Consider the following 17362-nt stretch of genomic DNA (forward strand, 5'->3'; position numbering starts at 1 on the left):
TTCTCATTGGGTTTTTGCTTGCATTTTTGTTCACACCGAACAAATAGCCAAAGAACAGGCCTGCTTCGAGAGGAAGTTTCAAGATATGGCTCTGATGCGTATCGTCATTGATTGGGTGCTGATTCTAATGTCCTCATATCTGGCAATCAGGGCAGTGGATAGGCTTTTGACTGGACGCAACACTTCGTTGGGAAATTATGTCATCGCGGTTACTTGGCTTTTTTGCGTACTGCCAATACTATTTGACTATCTGATCGGCTTGCCAAAATATAGAACAATTTACTGGTATGCGCCATTCGTTGAAGCGATGGCAAATGATGATGTGTCGATAGTCTATGACGGTTTGATTCTTTCTTCGATAATAGCTATTCATTTCTATTGCGTTTCTCATTTTCGCAAAGAGGATCGTACCGCAGCACTTAAATGGTCAACTTCATTAGGCGAATGCAATCCGTTGTTGTGTCTGGGGATGCTGCTCCCCCTTGTCCACGTTGTCTTTAGCGGGTTACTACCTTATTTAAAAATATATGGTGACCCTGCCACTCGCGGCATGCCGGAGGGGTCAAGCGTTGCGGTGAATGCGTTTCTTTTGATTGGGCTTATTTCTGCAGCAATATGGTTTTTTGGGAGGTCAAAAAGAACCGGCATTCACATCATGACGTTTATTGTTTATAGCGGGGCATTGGCATGGATTTCCGGTAAACGATTCATGATTGCTCTGATGTTGATGGTCTATCTATTCTTTATGCTTAGTGTCGAAGTGTCCGAAGCTAATAGAAGGAAGATTAGGCTATTGATACCCATGGGGCTGCTGTGCCTCGCTGCATTTTCTGCGTTCTATCTAATTGGTATCCGACCACTTTCCGACACGAGCTTTGACAGCGTTTATGAAATGCTTCGAGTCGATTTTGGTCGTGATGACGTCACGAAATACGTGATCCATCACGAGCTTTTTCTCGGAGATCATATTTTGCAGTTCCCCGGTCAAAGTTTCCTATCGACCTTCCTTGTCTTTGTTCCCCGTTTCCTATGGGCGGCTAAGCCCTATCAACATTTTCAGTATCTGACATCTTCAATCCTCAACCTTCCTATTCCTCTCCTTCCAGCGGGCACGACGCCTAGTTGGTGGGAGATGTGTATCGCGAATTTTTCGTATTTAGGATTGATAGCCGCTCCATTGTTGTTGGTTGGTTTTATTGCGCTTGCTGATAAGGCAAAAGCTGTATCTATTCGCGGAACACTTCTGATTCTTTTGGTTGCTCTGCTAACACAAAGTGTCGACGCCTATATTTCTCTAATCATTTTGTTGTTTATACAGCAAGGTTTCGCTCTCTTTATTTCTAGGAGGAAACCCCATGAGCAAATCACAGAAAGAGCTTACCGTGCAAAGAGGGCGTGGGACTATGGCCGTTGATAAAGGAATCTACTGCACGGGCTGTGGTGCTTGCGAAAGAGCCTGTCCTGTTGGCTGCATCGAAATGGCTGTGGACTCTGAAGGTTTTTCCTTTCCACGGATAGACAAAACGACGTGCATTGATTGTGGCAAGTGTGAGAAAGCCTGCCCGTTAAACAACAATACTCTCCAGCGTTCCAAGAATGCCTATTGCTACACTGCGAAAACCAGCTCAATCCTGTCTACAAGTGCCTCTGGTGGAGCGTTTAGCTCGATCGCTCGCGCTTTTGTAAGTGACGGCGGTGCTGTTATCGCCGTATCCGACGATGTTCAGAAGGGCTCTTCTTTTGAACTTGTGTCGACAGGGGAAGAATTGAGTTCTTTCGCTGGGTCCAAGTATTATCAGTGCGATTTAAAATCGAGTGATTTCGTAAAGATAGAAAGCGCCTTGAAGCAGGGGGTGTGCGTGCTGTTCTGCGGCACGCCCTGTCAGGTGCTTGCTGTCAAGAATGCAGTTCCGAAACGTCTCCAACACGGTCTTTATTTAATTGACATCATTTGCCAAGGGGTTCCTTCAAGGACATCAATTGATGCCTATCGCCGTGAAGTTGAAAAGCGGAAGGGTTCAAAACTTCTTCAGCATGTCTTTAGGGCAAAAGTTAAGGGTGAAGAGGGCCACTATGTATCTCGACTTTCCTTTGCTGATGGGGACCGCTGCGATCAGGTAGGAGGAGATAACCTCTTCACCCGGGCATTTATGTATCAAGTTTCGTTGCGGGAAAGCTGCTACCAGTGTCCTTTTGCGAGGCAGGAAAGAGCGGGCGACCTGACTCTAGGGGACTATTGGTCGGAATCGCTTGAAGAGGGTTATGTGCGCGGCTCGACTTCCCTGATTTTAGAAAACACAAAAAAGGGGGCGGAGTTGCTGGGACAGCTCGGGAGTCTGGGCCGCATTCAGAAAGTTCCGCTTGAGGCTGCAACTGCAGACAACATTCCCCTTCATCATCCGGTGAGCAGGCCGTTTGCAAGGTCATTCTTTTATCCGCTCATGCGTAAGATCGGGTTCATGAGGGCGTCGAAACTTTGTTGTTGGCGATATTCATTGAAGCATGCAGTGAGGCGATGTGTTGGAAGTAGGGGGTAAGCCATGAAGATCGGCATTATCACGTATCACTTTGCAAGGAATTACGGCGCTATTCTGCAATGTTATGCTTTGCAGACAAAATTGTTGTCCATGGGCCATGATGTCTGGGTGCTTAACTACAAGAGCGAACGGCAGGAGAAGAACAACTCACTGCACCATAAGCGCGATGGTATTGTTGCAAATCTGGCCGTGAACGCGGCATTACTTCCTTTCGAGGCAGCTCGAAAGACGAAGGAGCGGCGTTTTGCTCAATATGAAAATAGCGAGCTTCGCCTTACTCCAAGGTTTAGGAGTGTGGGCGAGATGCAGGATTATGTGAACTCAGAAGGGTTTGACCTGCTCATCAGCGGAAGCGACCAAGTTTTTAATCCCAAGATTGCCGATTTCGATTGCGCCTTTCTTTTCCCTTTCGAGACATCCGCACGAAAGGGCAGCTTTGCTGCAAGCTTGGGGAGCGCAACAGAGGAGGACCTTGGCTGTCATGCAGAAAAGCTACGAGAGTTCGACGTGCTAAGCGTGCGAGAAAAAACTGATGCCCCCACTGTTCAACTTGTTTGCGGGCGATCGCCGCATGTGGTCGATGATCCTGTTTTTCTGCTTGACTCAAGCACTTGGGCTGCTGCATCGGGAATTGAAATGCGTGATGATGGCTATGTGCTCGGCTATTTCATCAATAAGGAGATGTCGAAACGCTACCTTGAGCTCATCGAGCTTGTTGCGAAAAAACTGGGGCTTCCGTTTAAAGTCCTGAATGTTCGATATGGCATTGATTCATTTAGACCGCAGATGATTACCGATGCGGGGCCTGAGGAGTTTTTGGACTGCTTTTCCCGCGCCTCCTTTGTATGCACCGATTCGTTTCACGGGACGGCATTCTCTTTGATTTTTAATAAGAGGTTTATTTCGTTTGAGCCCAAAGCCAAGTCCCATGATTGGCGCAAGCGCGATTTGTTGGAGAAGACTGGGGAAACCATGCGTAGCGTGGTTATAGACAATGGCGATGCTCGTGCGGATGTGGAAAGGCTGTGCGCCTGTCCGCCGCCTGATGCCATGGAGGGTCTCGGCACTATTCGAGAAAGGCAAATTGCGTTCCTAGACATGATGCTGGGGGAGTAAGTGCATATTAGAGAAAAAAAGCTGCTTGAGAATGCCGGTTGGTTGCTTGCGTTGCAGGCAGTCAATATCCTGCTACCTTTTGTTACTGTGCCTTACGTGACCAGGGTTTTCGGTACTGATGGCTATGGCGTGTTTTCAATTGCCCTCAATTGGGTTACGTATTTCCAGCTGGTTATTGAATATGGCTTCAACTTAAGCGCGACAAAGAAGGTCGTAGGAACCAAGAATGTCACGGAGCTCAATCGGCTTGTCTCGGCTGTCGTCTTTGCTCGCATGGGTCTTGTCGGTGTCTGCTTTCTCATCGTCTTGGTGCTGGGCGCAACTTCTGCTGCAACGGGCGATCAACTTGCATGTATGTTGGTGTTGTTTTCGATGCTTGTAGGCATTGCGATTCAGCTGAACTGGCTGTTTCAAGGGCTTCAGGACATGAAGGTGATTACAATTGCCACTGCAGCCGCGAGAAGCCTTTCGGTTCTCTTGGTGTTTCTGCTTATCAAGTATCCCAATCAGTTGATGCTCTATTCCCTTCTTTATTCCATCACGTTTTTGCTCTCAGGTTTGATTACTCATATATTTGCACGGAAGCGCTATGGCGTTCGGATTGGGCTACCGTCGCTGCGACAGATACTGGAAGAGATGCGAGACGGCATGCCGATTTTCCTCTCATCTGCTGCGGGGAAGCTGATTGGCAATGTCGGCATAACGGTGCTTGGCAGTTATAGTACAAGTGCGATTGTCGGTTCCTATGCTGCCATACTGAAGATTCCCCAAATGGTAAGTCTTATGTTCACGCCAATCGGCCAGGCTCTTTATCCGCGCATCAATGAAGAGTGCATCAAATCTAGGCGCGGAGCTGCGAAATTGGTGGTTAGGTTCGGCTTGCCAACGGTCGTTCTGTTTGGTTTGGGTCTTTTTGGTATTGCTGTTTTACGGGTCCCTTTGGTAAGTCTGTTGTTTGGCGAAGAATATCTTCTGTGTGCGGATACGCTTATCCCGCTTGCAATGTGGGTCTTGCTGGGAATCGTGAACAATTTTATAGGTGTTCAACTCTTGATTCCTTTTGGACGCCAATCCATCTACAGCGCTCTTATGATTGCTGATTCGATTCTGTCGTTGGCACTTAATTTCTTATTAGGTTATTCATTTGGAGCTATGGGAGTGGCATCTGCGATTGCTATTTCGGAAGCCGCTTTAACTATGGCGCTAATCCTGTCGCTTCTTATTGTCGTCGGGCCCTCACGGTTAAAGGCGGTGGCTCCTAGCATGCGCATTGGTTGTAACGGAAGGGAATAGCTAATGAAGAAAGTCATGCTTGTCTTCGGCACGCGTCCGGAGGCCATCAAGATGTGCCCGCTCGTCAACGAGATCAAGTCCCGTCCGGGCGAGTTCGAGACGACCGTCTGCGTGACGGGCCAGCACCGCGAGATGCTCGAGCAGGTGCTGCGGGTGTTCGACGTCGTGCCCGACCACGACCTGGCGATCATGAAGCCGGGCCAGACCCTGTTCGACGTGACCTGCGACGTGCTGCTCAGGCTCAAGGCGGTCCTCGAGGCGGAGCGCCCCGACGTGGTCCTCGTCCACGGCGACACCACGACGAGCTTCGCCGCCGCGCTGGCGTGCTTCTACCTGCAGATCCCGGTCGGCCACGTCGAGGCGGGCCTGCGCACGCGCGACATCTACAGCCCCTGGCCGGAGGAGTTCAACCGACAGGCGGTCGACATCGTCTCCGGGTACTACTTCGCGCCCACCGAGGCGAGCAGGCGGAACCTGCTGGACGAGGGGAAGCCCACCGACCGCATCTGGGTCACCGGCAACACGGGGATCGACGCGCTCGCCACCACGGTGCGCGAGGGCTACGCGCACCCGGAGCTGGAGTGGGCCCGCGGCAGCCGCCTCATCCTGGTCACCGCGCATCGCCGCGAGAACCTGGGCGAGCCCATGCACCGCATGTTCCGCGCCATCCGCCGCGTGATGGAGGAGCACCCCGACACCAAGGCGATCTACCCCATCCACATGAACCCCCTGGTGCGCAAGGCCGCCCACGAGGAGCTCGACGGCTTCGACCGCCTGCGCATCGTCGAGCCGCTCGAGGTCCTGGACTTCCACAACTTCATGGCTGCCTCGCATCTCATCCTCACCGACTCCGGCGGCATCCAGGAGGAGGCGCCCGGGCTCGGCAAGCCGGTGCTCGTGATGCGCGACACCACCGAGCGCCCCGAGGGCGTCGAGGCGGGGACCCTCAAGCTCGTGGGCACCGACGAGGACGTGATCTGCCGCGAGTTCAGCCGCCTGCTCTCCGATGCGGACGAGTACGCGCGCATGTCCCGCGCATCGAACCCTTACGGCGACGGGCACGCGAGCGAGCGGATCGCGGACGTACTTGCGGGGTAAGCCGGGCAGATCTGCATGGATTCCTAATTGATGTAATGGGGCTGCGACTTGGGATTGCAGCCTCTAATTTATATCGGGGTGCAGTTCTGCGGCCAATTACTGTTCGGTTGGTGCTGCAGAGGCTTCCGTCAACTTTTGCGGCCGTGTCAATCGACCGCGTGATGTCATTGGTGTACGCCGGCGAGCCCATGCCGGTGGTCGGCGTCTACCGCCTCACCATGAAGAGCAACTTCGACAACTTCCGCGCGAGCTCCATCCAAGGGATCATGAAGCGCGTGAAGGCCAAGAGCATTCCCGTCATGATGCCCCGAGGCCCACACTGGCCGCGTCCGACTTCTTCGGTTCCGAGGTCACGCACGATCTCGAGGCGCTTAAGGCGCGCTGCGGCGTGATCGTGGTCAACCGCTGGAGCGACGACCTCGTCAACGTCGCAGACAAGGTGTACACGAGGGACCTGTTCAAGCGGGACTAGGTTTTCCCATGTCGCCTGGTTTTCAGCCCTCGACGGCTTCGGCCGCCAGGGGCTCTCTTGATTTAGGGCTTTGGTGAGTAATGCCCCGGTCAGGTCGCGGTTGGCAAGCAGATCGGGCCCCTCGCTGCCAGAAGGGGCAGCCCTGCTTCACCCTCGCGGGTATCGACGAGCGCGGTCTGCTGAGTCGCGATATCGAGGCTGTTGGCAAGCGCGGTTGTTGGGTACTGTACATAGTTAGCACCTCCATTCTAACTAGGTGCAGTACTTACGATTGTTATTGATGGCTCCCGCTCAATATCCGGATCCGTATCCGAATTCCGAGGCGTATATCTGAGTTCTGATATAGGTCCGGATATGGTTCGATATAAATGGATGAGGTCAACCGGTCTTTCATTAGATTTAAAATGGGCAGAGTCTATTCAGAATCCGAAAGAACGGGATAAATAGACCATGATAAAGTCAGCAAACACCGCAGAGAAAAAGATTCAAAACAGCAGCGCTGGCCGCCTGATGCAGCTGTGTCCACAATACGTTGAAACTCAACATTCAATGCATGTTGAGCTGTTGGAACATGCGGTATATCAAGACGGACTTTCGAATGTGGCTCTTGCCGGACCTTATGGCAGCGGCAAGAGCAGCATTTTGAGTCGATTTAGGGAGCAGCATCCGGACAAGTGCATTTCCATCGGGCTTTCGACCCTTGCGCCTAAGAGGGTTGATGAAAGAACACAAGACACGGCTCAGGGGGAAGATGCAGGCGGATTTGGTTGCAAGCGCGATCAGGACGGCCTGACAAATGAGCTGGAAAGGGAGATTGTAAGGCAGCTCTTATATCAGGGCGATCCGTCTAAAACGCCGAAGTCTCGATTCAACCGAATACACCCAACGCCGAAATCCCGACAAATGATTATGTCTTTACTAGTTTCTTTGGCGGTCGTGATCGCAGCGATCTTGGTGGTCTACTGTGCTGATAACACTACGGACAAGTTATCGGTGTGGATCTCCCTTGTGAAGAGCCACTATATTTTGGTTATCACGCCTGCCCTATTGGCTCTGTGCCTGTCTGCCATCATATATAGATTCATTGTCCCCAAGTGGAGCCGCATTACGATCGGTGGGCTATCTGCGATGGGTGCGACGATCAAGCTAGAGGAGGGATCGTTTTCCTATTTCGATCAATACCTCGATGAGATCCTCTATTTTTTCGAGGCCAATGAATACGATACGGTGATATTTGAAGATCTTGATCGGTTCGACAACCCTTTAATATTCGAACATCTTAGGGAGTTGAATCTGCTTCTGAATAACGCCGACGGCATAAAGAAGAAGGGGAATGAGAAGAAAATACATTTTATATACGCCTTAAGAGACAGCGTTTTCGAACCCGATTCATTTGAAGCAACTGGCGAGTACAGCTCTTCTGAGTCGAAAGGGGGAACGGTCCCTGGAAGCGGAAGGGTCAAGTTCTTTGACGAAGTTATTCCTCTCATGCCGTTCCTTTCGGATTTGAGCGCCTATGACCATATGAAGGCGATTTTCAAAGCGGAACTCAAATTAATAAAGGATGAAGAGGAGAGGGAGAAATTTGACCGCTGTCTCAGAACCGCCGCTCCCAGCCTTGTCGATATGAGGTTAATCAAAGCCATACGAAACGAATACTTGGTTTTATTCGACCAGATGGGTCCGCATACGCGCCGAGGGGTAAATCTCGGATTGCGCGAAAGCGCGATTCTGGCCATGACCATATTCAAAAACATTCACCCACGGGAATTTGAAAATGCTCGCGTTGGCGACGGATGGCTAAATAAGGTATATGAAGCGTATTTCAGCGCCGTTGAGGCTAAAGTGTCAGCACTAAAAGAAGAGCTGGCATGGTGCAAGAGTTCGGAGCTGGCAGACAAGACATTAAGCGAGAGGGCGTTGGAACTTGGAGAAAGATTGAACCACGCGCTCTCCAAGCTATACGGTGGACATCCAACTTTGAAAATGCAATCAAACTCCTATAGCAGCCAGGAGCTGAAGGCTGTTGAGTTCTGGGAAGTATTCATTTCCTTGCCTGATGACGGAGAAATTGCCGTTAGCGAGTACAGGAGAGGATACCAACTGGACGGGGGCTTTTCGAAGAACCAACTCATCTTCCTTATGAATCTGAAGAGCGAAGACCTTGCTCTTTTCAAAGCTGCTTCTAATCCAGGGAGCAGAGAGAAAGAGTTGCGGGAAGAAATTGATGCTCTGCTGGGCGCTGATTATCCAGATGTAAAAGGGCTGACTTGGCTTCGAAACAAAGGAGACAGTCAAGTCGAACGTACCTTTGAAGAGGTGGTACTGAGAGACGCACCTGACCCATTGGCGGCGCAGCTGATTTTGAATGGTTTTATCGGTAAAGATTACCGTCTCTATACCGCGCTGTTTCCCGATGAGGGACGGGCGTCGGTGATCAATTTCATCACGAACCATGTTAATCACAACAGAACGGCGATTGACTTTCCTCTTGATGATGGTGATTGCGCCGAGCTTATCAAGAGGCTTGGAGTCGACCAGTACGAAAACGCATGCACGTTCAATTGTGACCTATTAGGTTATCTGGTTGTTCATGAGCAGGATTTTGCCAAGCTGATGGTAAGGTCTGCATGCAAATCAATGGACGGACAAGGAAAGAAGCTCCTCGTGAGGTTCATTGAAGAGAAGGATGAAGAGTATTGGCTTAACAACACGGTACTTGGCACCATGTCGGCCGAGCTCGACAACATCATACCGTTGATAATCGACGGCGTTGTTCCCAGCGAACTACGCCTAAAAGCTATGTTCTTTGCTCTGGGATCCCTAAATGAGGAAAAGACCTACTCGGTCGAGGGCTTCTCATGTTGGCTTGGATCGAAATGGGAGACCTTGCTTCTCGATGAGACGCTGATGGCGCCTGGGGCTTTCCATAAAGCGCTTTTGGTTTTCGAAGATTCAGGTTTCGAAGCGCCGATATTGTCGAATGTCGATGATCTATTCGTTCAAGAGATTGTCGAGCGCGGTCTATTCGTTATCACTCGCGACAATCTAATGATCGCGACAAATGCATCCTCGGTGCTTCCGCTTGAACGCTTGTTCAGTCTGCATCGATCTGTATTCGCTAGGATTGTTCGCAACTCGGGCGCGCTTAACGAGTATCTCTCATGTTTGGAAACGGGGGAATTCGCGTTCTCGTCGTTTGAGCATGAGCCCTTCGTCATCTGCGTTGGCCTAGCCGGTTCTGACGAATCTTTGCTGGGAATGTTGATAGGGCTTTGTAGCAAAGACATGGTCATTGACGACGTGTACGACTTGGCGAACGAGCTATTTGACGAGAGCGTTCTTTCGCAGGGGGTCCGGTTGCTTGACCTTCTTGTTGAACACGGTCACATCGCGCCGTCCTCGTACAATATCTCTTGCATAATGAGCGCCGCAAAGGACGCAGGGGGTTCGTCAGAGGTTGAACATGCGGTTGACGCCCTGCTTGCGAATCAGGCTTTTGAGGTCAAAGGTGAACTTGTCGGTGGGGTTGGAGCTAACGAACTGGCCCGTGCAATAATTCTCTGCAACGAGCTTAATGATGAAGAGGCAGAGAGTCGCATTGTGGCCCTGTTCGACGGATATTGCGATGGGCTTCCGTTTGCAGTAAACGATATTTCGCTTGATTCGTATTGCCGCAAAGAGCTGCTTGTCAGTTTGCTGGAATCCGGCGTCGTTGAAGCGTCCGTGGATGTATACAGGAGACTGCGTGATGCTGGATGGGAGTTGAGGGAACGGTGCCTTGTTCAGCTGCTGCGTGAAGAGGAGCCCATCAGGGCCGCTGATCTCTTCCCTAGTGATGTCGTTTACATTATGAGGAGCAAGAAGCTTCAAAAAACGGCGCTGTGCACCCTTATCATTGATGACCCTGAAGGGGCTTTGGATGCGTGTGCGGCCATGGCAAATGATTATGCGGACGCCGCAGTTGCGTTGTCTCGACTGAGTTGCATGCCGCCAGAAGGCGTGTTGGAATCCGCGCTGGACGAGAGCTCTACTTGGGAGCACTTGGAACCCTGGCTAAGGCTGGAGATTCCCCTGTCATACAAGATTGATGCTGTGGCGCTTTGCGCTTCGGGCCTTACGAGCACTCAACTAGAGGGGGCGTTGAGAGAGCTTGGGGGACAGTACGCCAAGATATGCGATAGAAAGACCAGGTCCATAAGACTTCCTCTCACCGATAGCAATTACAAGATTGCAGCTTCTGCAGCTAAGCTGCTAAAAATTGTTTCTTCGAAGTCGGCCAACGAGGATAAGGGCATTCGAATATACAAGCGCACTTCCATGTTAGACGGTTAAACAAAGTGCGGGTGAGTTCGGATGCTTGCCGCCTCTTTCAGTGATAGTTGCCTGCGTGGAGAGGGGTGTTCATTTCTTCGTGCAGGCGGCGCTCTCGGCTATAGCCAGTGCGTCGGAGGCCAATTCGGGTATGGTGGTTGATGCCCCGGCTTATCCACGAGCATCGATCAGTCCGGATTGAGTAGTACGCTCAAATAGTACCGCTGTTCCGTTTGCTGAGTACCGACGTTCCGCACATCCGGTACCACCTCTCCCACAATAACCTTCTCTACAGAGGGCGCCGCCATCCGGGCGGTCCCGACGACGGAAAGGAGGCCTGCCATGGCCACCAAGAAGGCGATCATGGTGCAGCTGCTCAAAAAGGGGGGGGGGGTGAGCTGGAACGACGCGGCGCGCTCACTGCGGTGCAGCAAGGCGACGGTCGCGAAGTGCGCCGCGAAGATGCGCGAGGAAGGCATCGATGCTAGCTACTTACCCATGTCGGTGATCGACGTCTACCACATTAGTGTGAAGAGCAGCTCCGATAGCTTCCGGTTGAGCTCTATCCAGGGAATCATGAAGTGCATGAAGGCCGAGGGCTTTTGCTGCTTGCCGGGTATTTCCCCTTTGATGTTTAACATAGACGCACAATCGGATGGTGTCGGCGTTTCGCGGGGGCGGCCTGCGTACTTTGCGGCGGATACATAGAACTGAACCCATTCACATCTACTCAACTGATGATTAGAATGATTAGATTTGACTAGGTATGAATAGAAGGATGGGAATATGGGCGTTCGAGAAGGGGAGACCGTAGAGTTCAAGCGCGAGATGAATTCGAACGCGGTCAAGACGATCATCGAGTTCGCCAACACGGGCGGCGGAACGCTGTACATCGGCGTCGATGACGAGGGCGTCCCTGTCGGCGTCGATGACGTTGACGCGGAGATGACACGCGTGACGAGCCTCCTCAGGGGCTCGGTCAAGCCCGACATCCTCATGATGATATCCGTAGTGCCGGAGGCGATCGATGGGCGCGACGTGATCGCGGTTCATGTTGGCAGGGGCGTCAAACGCTCGTACTATCTGGCGTCGAAGGGCCCCCGTCCGGAGGGCGTCTACATTCGCTCGGGCGCCGCGAGCGTGCCCGCAAGCGATTCCGCCATCATCCGCATGATTCGCGAATGCGAGGGAGACGTGTTCGAAGCCCGTCTCTCGATGAACCAGGACCTCACGTTTCGCTATGCGCAAGCGGAGTTCGCGAAGAGGGGGCTTCCGCTTGAGTCCGGAGAGATGCGGACGCTGGGTATGCTCAATCCGGACGGTGCCTTCACGAACCTGGGGCTCCTGCTGTCGGATCAATGCCCCCCGACGGTGAAGGCCGCCGCGTTTTCCGACGACGGCCGGAACGTGTTCACCGAGCGCTGCGAGTACGAGGGCTCGATTCTCAAGCAGCTCGCCGACGCCTATGCGTTTCTCGAGGCCCATAACCACTATCGGACCGAGTTCTTAGGCCTCGGGCGGATCGACCACTACGACTACCCCGCCGTTGCGCTTCGAGAGGCCCTCGTGAACTCGGTCGCGCATCGCGAGTACGCGCTGTCCGGCCCCACGCTCGTTTCCGTCATGCCGTCGGCGGTGGAGATCGTGTCGCTTGGGGGGCTGCCGACGGGCATCGAATACGAAGACCTTTCCGCTCGAATCTCCATGCCGCGCAACCGTGCGCTCGCCAACGTGCTGTTCCGCCTGGAGCTTATCGAGGCATACGGGACCGGCATCGGCAGGATGCGCGAAAGCTATGAGGGGGAGGGGCTGTTCCCGGAGATAGCGGTGACGGCGAATACGTTTTCGATCGTCTTGCCGAACAGGAATGCGCCGGATGCGAGGGTGTCCGAGTCCATGGGATCGCTGCCGGAGGCGGCGATGCGCTCGCTTGCCGATGGCGCTCGGACCCGAGCAGAGGTTCAAGCTGACCTTGGGGTCAGCCAGTCGACGGCAGTTCGGATTCTGGCGGACCTTGTGAGCAGCGGCCGCGCTATGAGGACCGGATCGGGCAGGGGGACTCGGTATCGCCTGCTATAGTCCCGGCGTCGGGCTTCGGTGCTCGATGAGTGACGCGCGTTGTTTCGGCCGCTGGGTGTTTTGCCGTATGGAGAGGATCCCTATGTTTGCTGCTGTGCAGGGTTTCACGGCGGATGGAAGCGATGGACACGTCGGGAGTTTGGCTCAAGGATGGGAGGAGCGAATGGGCGGAACCTTCGAGCCCGAGAACATAGTCGTCACCGGCGGCTGCGGCTTCATCGGGAGCAACTTCGTCCACCACGTCGTGCGCGAGCACCCCGGCGTCCACGTCACCGTGCTGGACAAGCTCACCTACGCCGGCAACCCGGGGAACATCGCGGGGCTGCCCTCCGACCGCGTCGAGCTCGTGGTCGGCGACATCTGCGACGAGGGTCTGGTGGACCGCCTCGTGGCCGGCGCCGACGCCGTGGTGCACTACGCCGCCGAGTCCCACAACGACAACTCCATCGCCGACCCCTCGCCCTTCCTGGAGACCAACGTCCGGGGCACCTACACGCTCATCGAGGCGTGCCGGAAGCACGGCGTGCGCTACCACCACGTCTCCACCGACGAGGTCTACGGCGACCTGGCGCTCGACGACCCGGCCCGCTTCACCGAGGAGACCCCGTACAGGCCTTCAAGCCCGTACAGCTCCACCAAGGCGGCCTCCGACATGCTCGTGCGCACCTGGGTGAGGACGTTCGGCCTGCGCGCCACCATCTCCAACTGCTCCAACAACTACGGGCCCTACCAGCACGTGGAGAAGTTCATCCCCAGGCAGATCACCAACCTGATCGACGGGGTGCGCCCCAAGCTCTACGGCGACGGGAGGAACGTCCGCGACTGGATCCACACCGAGGACCACAGCTCCGCCGTCTGGTGCATCCTCACGAAGGGCCGCATCGGCGAGACCTACCTGATCGGCGCCGACGGGGAGCGCGACAACCTCGCGGTCCTGCGCGAGATCCTGCGCGCCTTCGGCCGGCCCGAGGACGACTTCGACTGGGTCCGCGACCGCCCCGGCCACGACCGCCGCTACGCCATCGACAGCGCGAAGCTCCGCCGCGAGCTGGGCTGGGAGCCCGCCCGCACCGACTTCGCCGCCGGCCTCGCCGAGACCATCGAGTGGTACCGCGAGAACGAGCCCTGGTGGCGCCCGGCCAAGGAGGCCACCGAGGTCCGCTACCGGGCGCAGGGCCAGTAGCCCGCCCGCAAGCCTTCCCTGCACATAGCGCAACGGTGAGCCCCGTGCACTCGCTGCCCGACGTCGGGCCCGCAGTGCACGAGGTTTTTGCTTGCTGGGCGTTCGCTCAACCTCGGGACGTCTGGCACAATCTCGATCTCCTCATACTGTGGTACGATATAGCCACAGTATGAGGAGGCAGCTATGGCGCTCTGCGTTCCCGTCCGCGATATGAAGGACACCGCTAAGTTTCTCTCGGTTGTCGAGGGATCCAAGGATCCCGTGACGGTGACGCGCAATGGGCGTGACGCCCTGATCGTCATGACGCCGGAGGCCTATGACGGTCTCAAAAGCGAGCTAGCTCACGAGCGTCTTATGCGTCGATTGGACCGCGCGGAGCTCGAATTCGATTCCGGTGAGTGCTTCGATGGCGGCACGTTCCTGGATGCGCTGTTGGATCGTTACGATGCTTAAGCTTGTCGTCTCGAAGGGCGCTGCGATGGAGTTACGCGGCATCGCCCAGTACCTTGAAGACGAGCCCGCCTCTCCGGGCGCGGCGCGTTCTTTTATCCAGGAATTCAAACATCAGGCCGAGCTCGCTTGCTCGTTTCCTCGCTCGCATCCGCTATGCGTTCATTCCGAGCTCGCGCAGAGGGGCTACCGTTCGTTTCGGGTGGGCAGGTATGTCGCAATCTATTCCGTCGCAGATGAATTCCTCAAGGTCCTCCATGTATTCCACCGGTCGCAGGATTATGTCCGCGATGTTTTGGAGTAATGCGCTTGCCTTGGGCATGCTGTAAGTCGAGGACGTTCTTTGAGTGCGGAAGGGGAAGTGGCGGGACTTTTTTGGATCGTGGCGAGTCTCCGCCCGCCCGCTCTTCAGCTTGCGCACTTGTATGGTAGCGGGTGCGCACCGGCGCGTGGATCACCGGCTTGATGATGCTGCAAGAGATTGTGGGCACACGCCTGCCATCGCGTTGAAACGGGGTGCTGCCGCGCCGTCACCATCCCATTCCAAGCATCTGCCCTTACAGGATGTCCGCATAGCGCTCGGCTATGTTGTTGTTCATGCGCTCGAACTCGGGGATGTATTGGTCAATGATGGTTGCGACCAGCCGCTCGGCAAGCTCGGCGTCGTAGATGTGGGCCGTGTCGTTTCGATCGCGCAGCATGTGCAACCAGATCTCCTCGTCCATCCAATCATAGTAGGCGTATGCTGCCTTGATAATCTCTCGAGGAGAGCCGGTCGCAGCGACGCGGTCGCCTTCGTATTTCATGAGCTCTTTTAAGAGCTTCCATCCGAGTTCGAATTGCAGGGAAAACTTGGCGATGATGCCTCCTCGCACGAACTCGTTCTCCAAATCCTGGTCCTTTGATCGTCTGAGGGTCTCGAGTGCGGAGGAGTAGCTATCGAACTTCTTCATACAGCACCTTCCCGTCCTTCAGCACCTCTTCGAGCAGCTCGTGCGATGAGCTCTCGTCCATGTTGACGACATCTAGCTGGAGCAGTGACCACAATTCGTTGTCGAGGCGATCTTCGAGGTGCGGAAAGTCCGGACAGCCCCATACGGCAAGGTCGATATCGCTCTTCTCTTCCGCGGTCCCGCGGGCGCGGGAACCGAAGAGCATGACGCGCACTGCGCGCTCTTCCGCACATATCTCGCGTATCTGATTGTAGACGTGCTCCATGTTTCGCATACGCCCTCATCTGCCGTGCGTTTCTCGACGCCCATCATACTCCATTGTCTGGTTTCGGGCAGAGCCGAAAGAGCTTAGCGCCCGAGGGGACGATTGCCCATTACAGTTTGAGTCGTCCGCGAGGGCGGCCCTTTCCTTCAATCCCGTATCCATAGACGAGATGCGGGGATACGATTGGGCCGTTCCGATGGTCGCCGACCGACCGCCCCGGATGGCCGTCTGCCCCTGCCCCGACCGATCGCCGAGGGCCCGGGGGGGGTGCGGCGGCGGGGAAACGACTGATAGAGATGTGCCGGGCGCGTGACGCCACGGCCGGGTAATGTGGGTGTCGCTTCCGCCGCCTCCGGCCGGCTCAAGGGAGAGGATACACCATGGGCGCAGCGAAGAAGCACGGGCCGGCGGCCTACCTGGGGATCGACGTCGGCAAGAGCAGGCACAGCGCCTGCGCGCTCGACGCCGCCGGCGGGGTCGTCTTCAGGGCCGACCTCGACAACAGGCCGGACGCGATAGACCGGCCGCCGGAGCGCGCCGGGGACGCCGCGCTGGTCGTCGTCGACCAGAAGCGCAACATCGGCGCGCTCGTCCTGGCCAGGGCGCACGCGCTGGGGCGCAGGTGCGCCTACCTGCCCGGCTACGCCGAGAAGCGGGCGCGCGACATGATGCCCGGCATCGCCAAGACCGACGCGATCGACGCCGAGGTCATCGCCCGCACCGCCATGGGCATGCCGCAGGCGCTCAGGCCGATCGCCGCGGAGGACGCCGCCGCCAGGTCGCTGAGGGCGCTGTCGTCGCAGCGCGAGTACGCCGTCGCGTCCAGGACCAGGGCGAAGAACAGGTTCCGCGCCGTCCTGCTCGAGGCCGGCCCGGAGCTGGAGCGCGCCGTGGACCCGTCGTCGCCGTGGCAGATGGCGGTGCTCTCCGAGCTCGGCGGCGCGCCCGGCTGCTCGGCCGCCGGATGGGGCGCGTTCGCCGACGCCGCGCGGCGCGCGGGCGCGCCGGCCGCGAGGGCCAGGGAGTTCTGGGAGGCGCTCGACGCGTCGGCGGGGTCCGGGAGGGGCGCCGGCGCGGGAGAGGACGTCTCGGTGCGCATGCTGGCGCGCGAGATATCCGCGCTGGACTCCGACGTCGCCGAGCTCGACGGGCTCATAGGAGAGGCGCTGGCCGGCGACGAGGTCTACGAGAGCCTGCTCACGATACCCGGCATAGGGCCGAAGACCGCCGCGGCGCTGGTCACCGCGGTCGACATCTCGCTGTTCGGGAGCCACCACGAGCTCGCGAGCTACTGCGGGGTGGCGCCCGCCGACAGCAGGTCCGGCACCAGCGTGAGGTCGACCTCCCCGCAGCGCGGCGGCAACAAGCAGCTCAAGAACCTCCTGATATTCAGCTGCAACTCCCTCGTCGGCACGGACAACAGGTTCGGAAGGTACTACGACGAGTGCAGGGCGAGGGGGATGAGGCACAACAAGGCGCTGAAGGCCGTCGCGAGGAAGAGGATGAAGGTCGTCTACGCGGTCATGTGGGACGCGGTCCCGTACGAGCCCCGTCGGTAGCGCTCAGGGACAACCTAGTCGGAGGAGAGGGCGCCTGCGCGCG

The 17362-nt window shown here is 55.9% G+C and carries 15 protein-coding genes; 13 read left to right on the forward strand and 2 right to left on the reverse strand.

Translation table 11 applies throughout. The features are described from left to right. Positions 1 to 85 precede the first annotated feature (85 nt). The 12 genes from BQ7355_RS09055 to BQ7355_RS09475 all read left to right on the forward strand — a co-directional run bounded on the left by BQ7355_RS09055 (position 86) and on the right by BQ7355_RS09475 (position 14846). Entirely contained in the window at positions 86 to 1414 is a 1329-nt protein-coding gene (locus BQ7355_RS09055; protein ID WP_143761715.1) for a hypothetical protein, read from the forward strand. Beyond that, on the forward strand, positions 1356 to 2537 hold the full coding sequence (locus BQ7355_RS04020; protein WP_072415037.1) for a Coenzyme F420 hydrogenase/dehydrogenase, beta subunit C-terminal domain: 1182 nt from the start codon (positions 1356 to 1358) through the stop codon (positions 2535 to 2537). The genes BQ7355_RS09055 and BQ7355_RS04020 overlap by 59 nt, the downstream gene beginning before the upstream one ends. A 3-nt stretch (positions 2538 to 2540) precedes the next feature. Then, on the forward strand, positions 2541 to 3653 hold the full coding sequence (locus BQ7355_RS04025; protein ID WP_072415038.1) for a polysaccharide pyruvyl transferase family protein: 1113 nt from the start codon (positions 2541 to 2543) through the stop codon (positions 3651 to 3653). Then, positions 3654 to 4946, forward strand: coding sequence for an oligosaccharide flippase family protein (locus tag BQ7355_RS04030; RefSeq protein WP_072415039.1), 1293 nt, complete (start codon positions 3654 to 3656; stop codon positions 4944 to 4946). Positions 4947 to 4949: 3 nt separating this feature from the next. Then, on the forward strand, positions 4950 to 6044 hold the full coding sequence (gene wecB / locus BQ7355_RS04035) for a non-hydrolyzing UDP-N-acetylglucosamine 2-epimerase (RefSeq protein WP_072415040.1): 1095 nt from the start codon (positions 4950 to 4952) through the stop codon (positions 6042 to 6044). 161 nt (positions 6045 to 6205) lie between these two features. Further along, the gene (locus BQ7355_RS04040; protein ID WP_205407560.1) at positions 6206 to 6436 is read left to right on the forward strand and encodes a hypothetical protein; all 231 of its coding nucleotides are present in this window, start codon (positions 6206 to 6208) and stop codon (positions 6434 to 6436) included. A 530-nt stretch (positions 6437 to 6966) separates the two neighbouring features. Then, positions 6967 to 10851, forward strand: coding sequence for a YobI family P-loop NTPase (locus BQ7355_RS04045; protein ID WP_143761717.1), 3885 nt, complete (start codon positions 6967 to 6969; stop codon positions 10849 to 10851). Between the two features lie 321 nt (positions 10852 to 11172). Next, positions 11173 to 11538, forward strand: a complete 366-nt coding sequence (locus tag BQ7355_RS04050) for a helix-turn-helix domain-containing protein (protein ID WP_072415042.1) — start codon at positions 11173 to 11175, stop codon at positions 11536 to 11538. Between the two features lie 78 nt (positions 11539 to 11616). Next, entirely contained in the window at positions 11617 to 12909 is a 1293-nt protein-coding gene (locus BQ7355_RS04055) for an RNA-binding domain-containing protein (RefSeq protein WP_072415043.1), read from the forward strand. A 163-nt stretch (positions 12910 to 13072) separates the two neighbouring features. Beyond that, positions 13073 to 14092: a dTDP-glucose 4,6-dehydratase gene (gene rfbB, locus BQ7355_RS04060; RefSeq protein ID WP_072415044.1), complete on the forward strand. Its 1020-nt coding sequence runs from the start codon at positions 13073 to 13075 to the stop codon at positions 14090 to 14092. A 183-nt stretch (positions 14093 to 14275) separates the two neighbouring features. Next, on the forward strand, positions 14276 to 14545 hold the full coding sequence (locus BQ7355_RS04065) for a type II toxin-antitoxin system Phd/YefM family antitoxin (protein WP_072415045.1): 270 nt from the start codon (positions 14276 to 14278) through the stop codon (positions 14543 to 14545). Continuing rightward, positions 14538 to 14846: a type II toxin-antitoxin system RelE/ParE family toxin gene (locus BQ7355_RS09475; protein ID WP_072415046.1), complete on the forward strand. Its 309-nt coding sequence runs from the start codon at positions 14538 to 14540 to the stop codon at positions 14844 to 14846. The genes BQ7355_RS04065 and BQ7355_RS09475 overlap by 8 nt, the downstream gene beginning before the upstream one ends. 253 nt (positions 14847 to 15099) lie before the next feature. Here BQ7355_RS09475 and BQ7355_RS04075 read toward each other — a convergent pair whose 3' ends face one another. Beyond that, on the reverse strand, positions 15100 to 15495 hold the full coding sequence (locus tag BQ7355_RS04075) for an HI0074 family nucleotidyltransferase substrate-binding subunit (RefSeq protein WP_072415047.1): 396 nt from the start codon (positions 15493 to 15495) through the stop codon (positions 15100 to 15102). Then, positions 15479 to 15769, reverse strand: coding sequence for a nucleotidyltransferase family protein (locus BQ7355_RS04080; protein ID WP_143761719.1), 291 nt, complete (start codon positions 15767 to 15769; stop codon positions 15479 to 15481). Before BQ7355_RS04080 ends, BQ7355_RS04075 begins: the two co-directional genes overlap by 17 nt. A gap of 371 nt (positions 15770 to 16140) precedes the next feature. On the opposite strand from BQ7355_RS04080, the gene BQ7355_RS04085 reads away from it, so the two are divergent. Then, positions 16141 to 17319 (forward strand): IS110 family RNA-guided transposase, encoded by a 1179-nt coding sequence (locus BQ7355_RS04085; RefSeq protein WP_072415048.1) that lies wholly within the window; start codon positions 16141 to 16143, stop codon positions 17317 to 17319. Positions 17320 to 17362: the final 43 nt, after the last annotated feature.

Origin of the sequence: Collinsella phocaeensis, from assembly GCF_900119895.1 — a bacterium.
Lineage (GTDB): Bacteria > Actinomycetota > Coriobacteriia > Coriobacteriales > Coriobacteriaceae > Collinsella > Collinsella phocaeensis.